Annotated in this window: 9 protein-coding genes and 1 other RNA gene; 2 read left to right on the top strand and 8 right to left on the bottom strand. The window is 39.4% G+C overall.

What is annotated here, in order from left to right; all coding sequences use genetic code 11:
- Nucleotides 1-451: 451 nt before the first annotated feature.
- From IOC57_RS12650 to nirB (IOC57_RS12640), 3 genes are all read right to left on the bottom strand, one after another.
- Nucleotides 452-2,071: a family 14 glycosylhydrolase gene (locus tag IOC57_RS12650; RefSeq protein ID WP_286184808.1), complete on the bottom strand. Its 1,620-nt coding sequence runs from the start codon at nucleotides 2,069-2,071 to the stop codon at nucleotides 452-454.
- 411 nt (nucleotides 2,072-2,482) lie between these two features.
- Nucleotides 2,483-2,800, bottom strand: a complete 318-nt coding sequence (gene nirD / locus IOC57_RS12645) for a nitrite reductase small subunit NirD (RefSeq protein WP_207439063.1) — start codon at nucleotides 2,798-2,800, stop codon at nucleotides 2,483-2,485.
- A 17-nt stretch (nucleotides 2,801-2,817) separates the two neighbouring features.
- The gene (gene nirB / locus IOC57_RS12640) at nucleotides 2,818-5,238 is read right to left on the bottom strand and encodes a nitrite reductase large subunit NirB (protein ID WP_207439062.1); all 2,421 of its coding nucleotides are present in this window, start codon (nucleotides 5,236-5,238) and stop codon (nucleotides 2,818-2,820) included.
- Nucleotides 5,239-5,446: 208 nt separating this feature from the next.
- Here nirB (IOC57_RS12640) and IOC57_RS12635 point away from each other — a divergent pair, with 208 nt between their 5' ends.
- Complete coding sequence (locus IOC57_RS12635; protein WP_207439121.1) at nucleotides 5,447-5,773, top strand: MerR family transcriptional regulator; 327 nt, start codon at nucleotides 5,447-5,449, stop codon at nucleotides 5,771-5,773.
- A gap of 529 nt (nucleotides 5,774-6,302) precedes the next feature.
- Here the strand turns inward: IOC57_RS12635 and nasC are convergent.
- The 3 genes from nasC to IOC57_RS12620 all read right to left on the bottom strand — a co-directional run bounded on the left by nasC (nucleotide 6,303) and on the right by IOC57_RS12620 (nucleotide 12,123).
- A complete protein-coding gene (nasC, locus tag IOC57_RS12630) occupies nucleotides 6,303-8,453 on the bottom strand; it encodes an assimilatory nitrate reductase catalytic subunit NasC (RefSeq protein WP_207439061.1) in 2,151 nt (716 codons plus the stop codon).
- A 96-nt stretch (nucleotides 8,454-8,549) separates the two neighbouring features.
- Nucleotides 8,550-10,862, bottom strand: coding sequence for a nitrite reductase large subunit NirB (nirB, locus tag IOC57_RS12625; RefSeq protein ID WP_207439060.1), 2,313 nt, complete (start codon nucleotides 10,860-10,862; stop codon nucleotides 8,550-8,552).
- Nucleotides 10,863-10,917: 55 nt separating this feature from the next.
- Nucleotides 10,918-12,123 (bottom strand): nitrate/nitrite transporter, encoded by a 1,206-nt coding sequence (locus tag IOC57_RS12620; RefSeq protein WP_207439059.1) that lies wholly within the window; start codon nucleotides 12,121-12,123, stop codon nucleotides 10,918-10,920.
- Between the two features lie 881 nt (nucleotides 12,124-13,004).
- Between IOC57_RS12620 and IOC57_RS12615 the strand changes: the two genes are divergently transcribed.
- Nucleotides 13,005-13,547 (top strand): ribonuclease H-like YkuK family protein, encoded by a 543-nt coding sequence (locus IOC57_RS12615; protein WP_207439058.1) that lies wholly within the window; start codon nucleotides 13,005-13,007, stop codon nucleotides 13,545-13,547.
- 115 nt (nucleotides 13,548-13,662) lie between these two features.
- On the opposite strand, the gene ssrS is transcribed toward IOC57_RS12615, so the two are convergent.
- Nucleotides 13,663-13,849, bottom strand: a non-coding RNA gene (gene ssrS, locus IOC57_RS12610) — 6S RNA.
- A gap of 112 nt (nucleotides 13,850-13,961) precedes the next feature.
- Nucleotides 13,962-15,443, bottom strand: a complete 1,482-nt coding sequence (locus IOC57_RS12605; RefSeq protein ID WP_207439057.1) for a UDP-N-acetylmuramoyl-L-alanyl-D-glutamate--2,6-diaminopimelate ligase — start codon at nucleotides 15,441-15,443, stop codon at nucleotides 13,962-13,964.
- Between the last annotated feature and the right edge of the window lie 170 nt (nucleotides 15,444-15,613).

Here is a 15,613-nt window from a genome sequence, read left to right as displayed (position 1 = left end):
ACCTTATATTCTTCCCACAAGTTCCGCTAAGTTAGTCATACTTCTAGAATTTGAACGTTGCCTTCAAGCACTGGCTTTCCGCGGGGATGCAAGAGTATCCTTGCGCTCTTGCGCCTATGGTGTCTCCCTTGGACACGCTATTCGCGGAGGATTCTTAGAACACCCGCTCCAATAAAATCCATTTTACAAATTTAGATAGAAACCCTTTTGTCGAAAAAAGGAGGTTCGAAATGCGCTCACAACCATGATTCAAAGGTAAACTTAATTACCCTTCTTGTTTTTTTACTTCTTTATATGGATGAAACCCTGAATAGATTGAAGAAATTTACGAATAACTTGATAGCCGAGACCCCACAGTCGCTTTGGAGACAATCGGCGGAAGTTTTTTTGAGGTTTTAAAGTTTAGATAGAAATGTTTATACTTGCAAAATGAAAGACACCATTTCCTCATTCACCATGAAGTTTTATAGTTTCCTTCTCCATTCAAAGGAGTTTTATAACTATTATTTTCCCCTTCTTGCCAAGTGAACTTGCCATTTTCCCCTTTCATGATGAATTTGAATTCATAGAATCGATCTGCAGCTAAACGAAATGTGCCACTCCAAGTGCCTTCTGTAATTTGAGTGAGTTTATATTCGTAATCTTCAGGATTCCATCTGCCGATTTCTCCTCTATCCCCAATTAAGTAAACTCCTTTTGTTGCAGGTACATTTTCAACTGTGAATGTAACTGGAATCGACTTGCCTTCCAATTTATCAACCATCATCCTGAACTCATCTGTTGGGTTTCCTTCATCGTCGAATAAATAGGACATCCTTAGCAAGGTAAATCCCTCAAAATCATGGTTAAAAACCATTTCTGCTAGATTGTCAAAGCCCCCTTCATTGTTGATCAGCCGGAGTGCGTTTTCCCCGTTTAAGGAAATTCCTTTTTCATTAGCTAGAGAGGCAATATAGGTCACCAACGTTTTAGGAGCGCTATAGGATGGTGCAGTATGTGCATCTTGATCCCCCATTTCCAAACATGTGAACGTGAGGGCCATATTTGATTTCTTGAATTGATTCAATAATTGGGAGTAGTTATAGTACCCGGCACTATACTCTGCTGAATGCGGCAATACTGGATCATTCATTTTCCAATGGACTCCTGAGATTTTAGCTCCAATTGGCACACCAAAGACTTTATCAAAATGTTTATGGGCAAATCCAGAGATTTTTGCAAGATGCTTTTCGAGTGCACCTTGATACCATTGCATGAAATCCAATCCAAATTGTGTATCGATTGCTCCGCCCCTGGTAAAAAATTCATCCCCGTTTCCTGGCGGCTGAATCTCATTCCAGTTTTTATACGTTTTGCTCCAAGCAGCATTTAATTTTTTTATCGTTGAATATTTTTCTCTCACGGCAAGCCTGAAATCACTTTTCGCTCCTTCTGTATAAACTTGAAGCTGTCCCCTTTCAGGATAATCCCAGCCATCAGCATTTTGATAGGAGGGGTATCTTAATTCCCCTGCTGGTCCTGCACTTAGATATATTTTGGCTATTTGATCCTTCTTGTCAGCAAAGTTCTCTGCAAAGGATTTATATAATTCGTTGTACTGATCGGCAGTGCCTTCCCACCAAGGAGCAAGTACTTCCTTATTCCAGAAACCACTTTCACTCTTGAATGACATATTTTCCGCAGTGTCTTTATTCCATAGCCAACTCGGGATGGGATAGTTACAATCATCCCCCACATTACCTCCGCATTGATGTGTAGACAAGATGGGCACCCATTTTAAACCGGAAGCTTTCACTGCTTCCCCATATTTTTTATAATAGGACCAATCAAACTGATTATCTTTTTTATTCTCGACTAATCCCCACCAGATATCTGTCGTAATTGCATATACTCCATTATCCTTTAACTGGGTCAGCTCTGCTTCAAATGTTTCCCAATCTGTTATTTCCCCTAATGGGGCCATCACATAAAGTTTGTAATCTGGTTTTACTTCTGCTATTCCAGGTGAAGTACTTGATAAAGGGCCAATATACAGCATAAAGGTAAATGCGCCAACAGATAATTTGTTCATAAAAACGTCAACCTTTCCCCTATTCTTTTATAAACATTTCTAGTCGAAATCGCTTACATTCATTTGGTTAATAAAGTCATTCCTTTACTAGAAATTATATTTGTTTTGGAAATATTTATCAATTATTTACTCAAGGTAATTTAGTCCGTACCCCCTAAAAGAAAAAATGGTAGTTCGCTAAGGGACTATCCAGCAGTTTGTTGACATAAGGGGTTCTATCTAAATTTTTAAAAAAGTTGATTGAAACTCGTGTACGGGACTCCTGCGCGGAAAGCGAGTGCCTGGAGGCAACGTTCAAATCCTACAAACCCTAAAAAAACTGTAGATAAACTCGATTTTCATCAAGTTTATCTACAGTCTGATGGATAGTCCTATAAAGATTCCATCCAGAGTCGCGGGTTATCTACATTTTTATAAAACAATATAAACATCACCCTCTTCTATTTCAACATTGAATGTCTTAACGCAACCATTGTCTGGTTTTTGGACTTCTCCATTACTGACACTGATTTTCCAGTCATGCATCGGGCAAAAGACGTGATCACCACTAACAATGCCTTCCACCAGAACTCCACCTTTATGTGGGCAACGATTTTCAATAGCCCGGAATTCCCCATTTGCTAAATGAAAAAGAGCAATTTCATAAGGGCCAATGGTTACTGTTTTCCCCAAGTTTTTTGGCATTTCATTTACTTTTGAAACTTTTACCTTTTGAAGTGTTTTCCCCATGTAGGCTTCCCCCCTATTCATTTATTTGATGATATAGCTGGAATTTTCACTTTTTGAAATAAATCGGTTTGGATTGCATGACTCTCAATGATTTCTTTCCACGGTTCTTGCAATACCGATAATGCCTCCTCTAAACGGTGATTAAGCTCATTCCTTTTTTGCTTATCATCAATAATTGCCTTTATGGTATCGAATCCTAACCGCTCAACCCAGACAGATGTTCTTTCTAAATAATTGGCAGTCTCTCGATAATGTTGGATGTATGCACCCGTAATTTCAATTACCTCATCACTTGTTTTCACTTTGCATAATAATTCAGCAGCTCTTAAATGGGTTCCGCCGTTGCCGCCGATATAAATTTCCCATGCACCGTCAACACCGACAACACCAAGATCTTTTATACCCGATTCAGCACAATTACGAGGGCATGCCGACACGGCCATCTTAACCTTGTGCGGTGTGCCTACACGTTCAAATTTTTTCTCCAGGGCAATGCCTAGCCCAATGGAATCTTGAGTGCCAAAGCGGCAAAAGTTTTCACCGACGCATGTCTTCACAGTTCGAAGCGTTTTGCCATAAGCATATCCAGAAGGCATATCCAGGTCAGCCCATACTTTTGGAAGGTCTTCTTTTTCAACGCCGAACAAATCTATTCTTTGCCCTCCTGTAACCTTAAGTAACTTAACATTATACTTATCGGCAACATTAGCTATTTTCCGTAATTGATCAGGATTAGTGACGCCCCCATACATTCTTGGCACAACAGAAAATGTACCATCCTTTTGAATATTTGCATGTAACCTCTCATTGACATAGCGGGATTCCTTTTCATCTTCATATTCAACAGGATGGATCATGCCTAAGTAATAGTTCAGTGCCGGTTTACACTTCGAACATCCATCACTTGTATTCCAGCCGAGAACATTCATGACTTCCCGAGTATGGGTCAGGTTTTTTTCGCGTATTTCAGAAACAACCTCATCTCTGGATAAAGTGGTGCACGTGCATATGGATTCCTTTTGGGGTAATTCACTGAATTCAGCGCCCAACGTCAGATCGAGAATATCAGCGACTAACGGCTTACATCCCCCGCATGATCTCGAAGCATTTGTGCAGCCTTTTACTTCCTCCATACTTGTTAAACCATTAGATTCGATAGCCGTCACAATATCGCCCTTCGTTACACCATTACAACCGCAGATGATTTCTTCATATGCCATCGATGCGACAAGACTAACGCTGGGTTCCCCTCCCGTTCCAACGTTTAGATATTCTGAAACGTCGGCATTTTTATTGATCATGCTCAAAAGATTATTACTTTCCTTTGTATCCCCGAATAATACCGCACCAGAAATTTTCCCATTTCGAATCATTACTTTTTTGTATGTTCCATTCCATTCATTAAATTCCTTGATTGACTTGGCATGTTCATCCTCGAAGATTTCTCCAGCCGAAAATACATCAACACCAGATACTTTTAACTTAGTAGACAGCACTGAACCCTCATATGCTTTGCCTTCCAGCTCGCAAATCCTTTTGGCTAATACTTTGCCTTGTTCATAGAGGGGAGCGACCAAACCATACACCCTCTCACGGTGTTCCGCACATTCACCAACCGCATAAATATTCGGGATCTTAGTTTCCATATAATCGTCCACGATAATTCCCCGATTGACAGGGATGCCGCAATTTTGGGCCATTTGAACATTTGGTTTTATCCCAACTGCCATGACCACTAAATCGGCGTTGATTTCCTGGCCATCACTAAAGCGTATTCCTTTGACATCATTTTCACCGAGGACCTCCTGGGTCTGTTTTCCAAGATGAAAATTCATTCCCTGGCTTTCAAGCTCCCTTTGCAGCATTTTTCCTGCTGTTGGATCTAACTGCCTATCCATCAAATACTCCGAAAGGTGAATAACCTCCACCTGCATACCTAGATTCAAAAGGCCCCTGGCTGCTTCAAGACCCAGTAACCCTCCACCAATGACTGCAGCCTTTCGATTACTTTTTGAATATTCAATCATTTTTTCGCAATCTTCAATATTTCGAAAGGCTGTCACTCCTTTTTTATCAGCTCCCTTTATCGGTAGTATGAAAGGGACTGATCCGGTAGCTAAAATTAATTGATCATATTCGACTTCACGATTTGCGTCTGAATATATGATTTGCTTTATGGTGTCGATGTTTGTGACCGTTTCTCCTGAAAAAAGTGTAATATTGTTCTCTTTGTACCAGTTCCAATCGTTTATTGTAATATCATCTATCGTCGTGGCCCCTTGCAATACATTCGATAGTTGGATTCGATCATAATTCGGATGTGGCTCACTTCCGAAGACAGTCACCTCAAACCGTTCTGGTTGAATTTTTAAAATTTCTTCTATACATCTTACTCCAGCCATACCATTCCCGATGAGTGCCAATTTCTGCTTAGCCATGTTTCGTCCCCCAATAAGAAGATTTTTTTGAAAGGATTATATGTATGATTATAGGTGAGGTCACTTTTTATAACAACGATAGTGTCATATTATCTAACATGGTTTTTGTGAAATTAATAATTAATGTTAGTTTTTATTACAAATATTCAGAAAATTAGGATATAATATCTTTGTTGATCAAGAATAAATCAAAAATGAGGTGATTTTCATCGTCGAGCAAAAAGAATCTTATATAGACAGAAAAGTAATTTCCATAGGAGTGGTCAGAGAATTAACCGGACTATCCGATAGACAAATTCGGTATTATGAAGAAAGAAAACTCGTTTTCCCCGAAAGGTCTAAGGGTGGTAACCGTAAATACTCTTTTTCCGACGTCAAGGCATTAGTGGAAATCGCCGATAAAATAGAGGATGGAGTGCAAACCAATGAAATTAGACAGGAAAAATTAAAAGAGAAAAGAAAAATCGAACAGGAAAAAATGCGAAAAAAAATGCTGCAGGGTCAATTAAATGCGCATTTTGGATTACGTAATTGATATTAACTAAGCTACCGGAATTATTAGCCGATTCTATAAATCCTATAATTTCCCATATTCCAGACTTCGAATTAACCAGGTCACAATTTCACCTTGCCTTGATAAAATAGCAATTAAGTTTGATAAACTGGACATGATGACTTTCATGTCCAGTTTTCCATCCTCATAACAGTAAGGTTTTTCTTACCAGACATTCCTCTTCTAGGCGAACGCCTTATCTTTTGTGTTGTCTGAATACCATGATAATTTCTCGGACAACTTCACCGCTTCGACTATTACAATCATGTCGGGTGTGCCAACCTGTTCTCTTGTAACGATCGCCACTGTGATGCATTTGGTTGCCTTGACAGTAATTAAGTCCGGATCACCAGGTCCAGCACTAACAATATTGACCTAACCTTTTTCCATCCTCCCCCTTTTGTTGTTCGTCATGTAAACTTCATTTGCTGTGGAATAATGAGTGGTCAGGCTCTGCTTTTCGATTATGATTGAACCAAAAAAAGTTATGATGAACGGAAGGAAAAACCCTTTAATTAGATGTTAACTCAACTATAGGATGTACTTTTACAGCACTGACTTTAAAGCCAGGCATTTTGCATGTCGGGTCTAAATCCTGTGAAACAAGGTGATTGACATTTTGTGAGTCTGCCCAATGAAAAGGAACGAATATAGTATCATGGCGGATGGTTGCTGACCATTTGCTTCTTACAACAATACTTCCCCGCCTTGATTCGATTTTCACCAAAGTATTGTCTGGAATATGATATTTCTTTGCTGTTTCCGGATGAATTTCCATAAATGATTCAAAGTTTCTTGCGGCTAATGATGAGCTTTTTCTTGTTTGTACTCCTGTTAAATAATGTGCCATGATTCTTCCCGTTGTTAAATAAAGGGGGAAATCCGTACATGGCTGTTCTTTTGGAACAAGGGGCACATTATTAACCACAACCATGGCCGCCTTTCCATCTGGGTGGGCAAAAGAAGTTTCAAATAACCTTTTTGTCCCTTTATGGTCAATGGATGGACATGGCCACAAAAGGCCTCCTTCCTTCCTTAATCGATCATACGTTATACCATAATAATCAGCGGTTCCCCCGCGGCTTGCCCCTCTTAATTCTTCAAAAATCTCATTTGCAGATTGAAAGGGAAAATGCTCCCCTTTTCCAAGAGCTTTTGCTATATCACAAATGATTTGCCAATCATGCTTCACTTCCCCAGGTAATGAAAAACTGGCTTCCCGCAACGTTACCCGTCCTTCTAAATTTGTCATCGTCCCTTCATCCTCTAAATAAGATGAAGTAGGTAAAATTAAATCAGCCAATCTAGCGGTTTCAGAAACGAACATATCCACTGCGACAAGAAACTTTAATTTTTTTAAAGCCTTTTTGACAAAGGTAGCATTGGGATTTGAAACAATTGGATTGGAACACATTAAAAACATGCCGGTAATCTCACCTTCATTTATCTTTTCTATCATTTCGTATGCCGAGACACCTTTACGTGGCAAATCAGCTTCATCGATTCCCCATATTCTTGCAATGTGTAATCTGTGTTCCTCATTTTCAATCATACGATATCCCGGCAGCTGGTCTGCCTTTTGTCCATGCTCTCTTGCTCCTTGCCCATTCCCCTGTCCAGTAATAGCACCATAGCCCGAATTCACTTTTCCGATTTTCCCTGTAACTATAAGAATATTAAGAAAATTACGGACGGCAGCCGAACCATCTGTTTGCTGCTCAACGCCTCTTGCTGTAAAAATCATTCCTGATTCTTCTTTCCCGAACATTGCAGCCGCCTTTTGAATTTGGTCGCTAGGAACCCCTGTCATTTCTGCAATTTCCTCCAGCTTTAAAGATGTAACATACTCTTTAACTTCGTTGTAGCCATTTGCACGTTCCCGGATAAATGCTTCATCAGTAAGACCCTCTTCAATAATCACTTTCAATAATCCGTTTGCCAAGGCGGCATCCATCCCTGGTTTTACCTTTAGATGTAAATCGGCCATTTTCGTCGTTGCTGTTTCTCGCGGATCTACAGCAATAATAAATGCCCCATTTTGTTTCGCTTTCTCAAAGTACGGCATGATTGTCGGCTGGCATTCCGCAATATTCGTGCCGGCCAAGATAATACACTTTGTGAATGGAACCTCTGATAAACTGTTGGTTAGACCCCTGTCCATACCAAATGTTTGGTTTGCCGCTGAAGCTGCTGCAGACATGCACAAACGGCCATTATAATCTATATACTTTGTTTTTAAAGCTACTCTTGCAAATTTACCAAGCAAATATGCTTCTTCATTTGAAATGGAGGCACTCCCATAAACAGATAATGCATTTACACCATCTTCCGCTTGAATCCTAGTGAAATTCTCCTTAATGTGATCTAATGCTTCCTCCCAAGATATCCGAATGAATTCACCATTTTTTTTTAATAGTGGGTATTTAATTCGTTCGTTATGCAATGCATGTTGGTGAGCATTCATTCCTTTAATGCATAAGCGGCCCTCTGAGGTTGGATTGTCTTTTCCAATCGTCAAATACTTTTTTCTTGTCACTATCATTTGTTCCAACAGCTGCATCTTACATTGCATGCTGCAAAATGGACATTGTGTATCATAACGTTTTTCAGATTGGACCTCCTGTTGCTTCGTGCGGAAATACTTTAATAATAATTCAGTCAAGGCACCTCATCCTTTAATCATGGATTTCTTTGGATTTTTTCATGTACAAAACATTCATCCGTATATCTCAGTCGTGCATTTTCTGACCTACGCCATTTACAATCGTTGAGTTAGTTGCTGACTAAGTTCATTATCAAATAATACTTCTCTAACATGAATTAACCCCACCCGTTCAATCCATTGCCAAGTACGTTCCAAGTAATTGGCTGTTTCTCGATAATATTGAATAAAACCGATGATGGTTTCAATTGCTTCTTCATTTGTCCCAGCTACACATAACAGTTCACCGGCACGTATATTACGCCCGCTGCTTCCGCCCACATATATTTCCCAGCCCCTGTCAATGCCCATAACCCCTATATCTTTCGTTGTTGATCCTGCACCGTTATGCATACAAGCAGAAATGCCCATCTTTATACGGTAGGGTGCCGATACATGCTCCAATCTTTTTTCCAAACCAACAGCAAGTATAAGGGATTGCTGTTTATCACAAGCGCAAAAATGTTCACCTATACATGTTTTGACGTTATGAACGGTGTTACCATATTTCGAACTTAATGGCATGTCTAAATCTGCCCACACATCTTGGAGATCTCCTTTTCTCACACCCATTAAATGAATCCTTTGTTCACTTGTTACACCCACCTGAGATATATCATATTTTTCTGCAACATATGCAATTTTTCGCAGCTGTTTCGCATTCGTCATCCCGCCGTACATTTGCGGGATAACAGAGTATCGGTTATCACTTTGAACTGTTGCATTCATTTTTTCGTTTATGAAAAGAGTTTGCTGTCTAATCTCGTACTCTGGGTGAATCATTCCTAAATAATAGCTTAGGGCTGGCCGGCAAGTTGAACAGCCTTCGCTATTTTCCCATTCAAGAACATCCATCGTTTCTTGAACAGATGTTAAGTCTTGGAGCTGCATTTTATACACGACTTCATCTTCCGTTAATATCGTACATGAACACAATGTCTTTTGTTTCTTAGTCTGATCACAATGATTACTTTGAATATATGCCAAAAGCTCCGTCACTGCCGGCTTACATCCACCGCAAGAACCGGAAGCCTTAGTGCATTGTTTAACTTGTTCGACTGTTGTTAATCCCTTATTTTGAACAGCTTCAATGATTGCCCCTTTTGAAACAGCATTACAATGGCAAATGATTTCATGATTTGCCATAGAAGCGATTAATCCCTCTGCCGTACTGGTTGATTGGAACAGTGCACGCTTTTCCTCTAATGATACTTCTTGCCGCTTTAAAATCATATCGAGTAATCGTGAACTGACCTTTGTATCTCCATACAGGAGCGCACCTATGATTTTTCTTCCTTGAAAGACCACTTTTTTATAAACACCATCTAATTCATCAAAAGTTGTGATTGATTTCGTTGTTTCATCACCAAGGAAATCTCCAACAGAGAATAACTCAACTCCTGATATTTTCAACTGGGTCGAAAGGACCGAACCCTGGTATCCGTTACCTTTCATCTCACAAATATGCTTTGCCAGCACTTCACCTTGTTCAAACAGGGGTTTCACCAATCCATAAACAATCCCTTGATGTTCAGCACATTCACCTACAGCATAAATATTTGGGATGCTGGTTTCTAAATAGTCGTTTACAATAATGGCACGATTTGTATCAATTCCGCTTTCTTTGGCCAACTGAATATTCGGTCTGACTCCCGCAGCCAGAACGATTAAATCTGCTTCCAGCTCCGTTCCATCTTTAAAACGGACGCGCTCTACACGCTCGTTACCGATTATCTCCTGTGTTTCCTTATTTAGAAGAAAATTCATTCCCTGGTTTTCCAACTCTTTTTGCAGCAAAAGTGATGCCGTTGAATCAAGCTGCCTTTCCATTAAATGACCAGCAATATGAACGACATTCACTTCCATACCAAGGTTTAACAAACCTCTCGCTGCTTCTAAACCTAATAAACCACCTCCGATGACGATTGCTTTTTTATGCTTGCGTGAAGTTTCAATCATCTTTTTACAATCTTCAATCGTCCGAAATGCAATAACTCCTTCTTTATCAACACCCGTAACAGGAAGAATAAATGGGGTAGAACCTGTGGCAATTATCAGCTTATCGTAGTAAATTTCCCGTTCTTTGTCTGTCTTTATCTTCCGAGTCTCTTTCTCGATTTTTACAACCGTTTCCCCTGTAAACAATTGGATATCATTCTTCGTATACCAGTTTCGATCATTTATCGCAATATCTTCAAACGAAGTGTTGCCTTGAAGCACGTTCGACAATAAGATTCGGTTATAGTTAACGTGTGGTTCACTTCCGAAAATAGTAATCTCAAAGGCAGTAGGATCTTTACTTATAATTGACTCAATACATCGTAATCCCGCCATTCCGTTCCCTACTAAGACCAGTTTTTGTTTTTTCATTTTATCCCCCCAAAACAAGTAGTCAAACAAACCAAGATAACTTGGAAGCAAAGTTCTAGATCTTAACTGAATTCTTTCCGAGTACCCACGTTTTTCTCCATGAAAGCTGAGCTAGACCCAGGATAAGCAACGCCATGATTCCAACTGCGGAAAATACTAAAAATCCTGTAGCATATGTCCCAGTAATCTGTTTCAACGTACCTAGTATGTTTGGAACCAAGAATCCGCCAACCCCTCCGGCAGCTCCTACTATCCCTGTGATAAAACCAATTTCTTTAGAAAATCGCTGTGGAACCAACTGAAAGACAGCACCGTTGCCCATACCGAGAAATAGCATTCCGATGAACAGTAGGATCGTGACGGTAGCTAGAGGATAAAGAAAACTAATCCCAAACATACATAATGTGAGTCCAATGAATAAAAACATAAGCAGTTTAACTCCACCTATTTTATCGGCAATAAATCCTCCGACGGGACGAAAGAAACTTCCGGCTATGACACATAATGTAACAAATTCTCCTGCCCTTATTCGTGTTAACCCATATTCATCAACAAAAAAGATGCTTAAAAAGCTGGTAAACCCGACAAATCCCCCAAAAGTCACGCTGTATAGAATACAGAAATACCAAGTGTCCGTTAGTTTAAATACATTGAAATATTCCTTGAGTGGTTTTGCAGGCGGTTGAGATGGTGCGTCTTTTGCGATTAAAATATAAATGACAAACACGATGGTTAAAGGAATCAACGCTAATCCCATAACATTATGCCAGCCAAGAGACTCTGCGATGCGCGGTCCAAACAATGTCGCAAAAAGAGTTCCGCTGTTACCGGCTCCCGCAATGCCCATCGCAAGACCCTGCAAATGCGGGGGATACCAGCGACTAGCCATTGGGAGTGCTGCAGCAAAACTTGCACCTGCCACTCCGAGCAAAATCCCAATTAAATAAAGCTCGGCTAAACTTTCTCCGAATAACCATCCCCAAAAAAGCGGAATCATCGTAACAAGCATCCCGCCGATCGCTGTTTTCCGCGGGCCGATGCGATCCGTCAAAAGACCAAGGACGATTCGAAAAAACGAGCCTCCCAAAATCGGAATAGCTACAATCAAGCCTTTTTCAGCTGGGGAAAGTCCGAAATCCTTCGTAATATAGACACCGAGTGCACCCAATAATACCCAAATCATAAAACTGATATCAAAATAAAGGAATGAAGCTAATAATGAAGGAGCATGCCCGCTTTTTTTCAATTCAGATACTTTCATTTTTTATCTCTCCCATACTTTATTAATTGAATATTCGTTTATTTTACTCTTATAAATGCCAGATTTCTTTGTTTATGTAAGAAAACATTACACACTTTTTTTGTAAGTTATTAAATGTTAATACTTTAATGTAGATATTGGTCAAAATTTAATAATTTCATTTCCTTTTACTTATATAAATTGAAAGATATTGTGGTTTACTTAGGTGATGTAATGTTTAGCATCTCAGTTATGGAGGCGGAGATACAAAAAGGCAACTCCAATAAATTTTTTTCGTAATATTCCATATAAAAAGAGAAAAGCTAATGCTTAAGCTTCTCAACCATACTGTAGGATGGAGTTTATTTACAGTTTTAATATTTGTCCGTTAGTTTCCACTCCAGTTACTTGCTTTTCGAGGACGGTCCGCCCTCGGCTCCTTTACGCATGTAGGGTGCGCTTTCCCCGCAGGAGTTTCGTACGTTCCGTTCCAATCCAATTTATTTTATCAGAAAGGCAGAAACCCTTTTGTCTACAAACGGAAAGAGTGGCCTAAACATAGGTTTTCTTAGCTAGAAACTCCACTTTTTAACATAACATGTATACTAGAAATCAATAAGCCGGACACCGAACATCTTTCTACTGAATGCTCATTCCATATATTCTATTAATTTCGTCTGTGTTACGAATCGATTTCCTCAATAGACTATTCATATAGGATTTTGCATTTTTATAAGAACTCCATTTTATAATGATCCTGAAGAATTACGATAACTGTACCTTCATAAGAGGGCGGGCTCTTACCACCGCACGAAACAAGGAACCCCTTCATATGATGTGATATGAGATGCATGAAGTTTTTAATAATCTGATTATATCCGGGAAAGGTTGGGTGCAATAATATGATGCAATATCCATTTCATAACATCCCATTTCAAAATCTTCAGAAAAAAGACATGTCATTTGAAGAGGTATTCGTTCATATTGTTGAGTTCATGAAATTGAATCCTTCCGGTAACTATCGATTAATGGTCGGTACAGATTCGCAAGTACATAAAAAACATACGGTTTTCATTACAGGCATCGTGATACGCCAGGTCGGAAATGGTGTATGGGGTTGTATAAGAAAAGTGATGATTCCTAGAAGGATGCTGCATTTACATGAACGAATTTCCCAAGAATTGTCGTTAACAGAGGAGATCGTATCCATGTTTACGGAAGAAAGAAAAAATCAGTTAATCGATATTGTCCTGCCTGCGATATATCAAGGGGCAACGTTCACGATGGAAGGGCACATTGATATCGGGATTGGGAAGCGGAACAAAACCAGTGAGTTTGTAAAAGAAATGGTGGCCAGAATGGAATCCATGGGCGTGGAACCAAAAATTAAACCCAATGCTTTCGTTGCTTCAAGTTATGCCAACCGGTATACCAAGCAAGAGTAAATGTCCCCGAGACATGTAATTTTTTAAATCGAAGCGTTACATACAATTCCTGTGATACAGTAATCGAAAACAGCAAAAAACCGGCCTCAGACCGAGACCGGTTTCAACATGAAAGATTTAAGCCGCCATTGCCGTATTCAGTAAGAAAGTTTTAAACCACCACTCCTCAAAGTGGGTGTTTGCAGAAAAAATCCTGTTGTCCAAGTCAGTGACGAGGCATAACATTCCTGTTTCAATATAAAACTCCCTATTACAGCTTAAAGGTTAAAACTTTATTATCATTACGAACAGTGCAGCTTGTATTGTTATAATACTTGAAGTCCTCCTATGTTACAACGGTAATAATCTCCATATAAATCACCTAGAAGCGAATGGTTGCGGTTTTGCCTTTTAAAAGCATTCGTTAGAATCAAACTATTGATCAAAATAACCGATAAAATCCCCTTGGTCCTTATTTTGAAGATATAATACCGTTTCTTTGTCAGAAATGGTGGGCAGTCCGAAATTTTGTTCATACCTCTCAATTCCTTTACCAGTAATGATAATCCAATCCCCTTCCTCCCCCGTTTGTAACGCCTCCTGTATAGCAAGTGTCCTATCTGGAATAACCTTCCCATTTCCAGCAGAGTAATCGCTTTGCAGTTTATTTAGTGACGTTTCCATCACCTCAATCCCCTCCGAATTCAGATCATCCATCGTCAAAATTGAAACATCACTATGTTCAGATGATATTTTAACCATTTCAGCCCTCTTGGTAGTATCTCGTCCACCTCGGAAACCAAAAATATGATAAATCTTTTTGGCACCGCATTCTTTGGCAGTTTGAAGCATGTGATGAATGGCATCCGCAGTATGTGCATAATCGATGACTATTGTCGGTCCAAATTCTTTCTTATACATTTCGAACCTACCTGGCACACCGGTAAATTGTTTTAGTGAAGTGAGAATTTCCTCTTTTGAAATTGAAAACATCTTCGCTACGGAATACGCAGCTGTTGCGTTATATAAATTATGAAGTCCAGGTAAAGGTAACTCAATTTTCACAAAATCATGATTCTCATTCAATATAATAAAAGGGTTTGTTGCAGGATTATAATTGGTGATGGTCAAATCGCAGCGATTGGATTTTCCAAATACAAAGGCACTGACCTTCTTTACCCGTAAGTATTCTTGTAGTTTTTCTCCCCAGGCATCATCCCCATTAATAATCGCAAGACCGTTAGGTTTCAATTTTTCAAAAAGCAGTAATTTTGCCAGAAAATAATCCTCCATCGTACCGTGGAAGTCGAGATGGTCATGATACAAATTCGTGAAGACGCAGAAATCAAATTCAATTCCTTCTAAACGGTATTGAGATAATCCATGTGAAGACACTTCCATAATGACAACCATGTCCTCACTGGCTGCCAGCAAGGAATTCAACTCCACGGTACCCGGAGTCGTATTATGGGAATCGACTTTGTTTCCATTGATAATATGCTGTATCGTACCAATGACGGAACAGGTTAGCCCATTCTCTTCTAATATTTGCTGAAGCATATAGCTTGTCGTGGTTTTACCATTTGTACCCGTAATTCCTATCATTATTTTTTGATTGCTGGGATCCCCATAAAACCTTTTGGCGATTAGCCCTAATGCTTTACGGCTGTTTTCCACTCGTATAAAAGGAACTTCCAAACCCTTAATATCACGATCGCCAATCACGGCCGCTGCCCCTAAACGTATTGCATCTTTAATGTAATTATGGCCATCTGATTTATATCCGGTAACGGCAACAAAAAGGTATCCTTTTTTTATTTCTTTAGAGTTATCGGTTACACCTGTTATGGCTATATGTTCAACGCCCTTCGGCAAATCCCAGTTTATTGCTTCTTTCAATATGTCTTTAAGGATCATTAAGTTTTCTCCTTTTTCATTTAAGCTATTCACCTAACTCTTGTAATGAAATGCATAAGTATCAACAAGCCATTTTTAGTATTTACCAGTACACCAAAAATAATTTCCAAACCAGAATTTGTATAACATTAGCGGGAGAAAAAAAGAAATGCAGCCGAAGTGGCTGCTTC

It is taken from the genome of Bacillus sp. SD075, from assembly GCF_017355165.1.
Classification (GTDB): Bacteria; Bacillota; Bacilli; order Bacillales; family DSM-1321; genus Peribacillus.
This window is presented reverse-complemented; position numbering and strand designations above follow the sequence as displayed.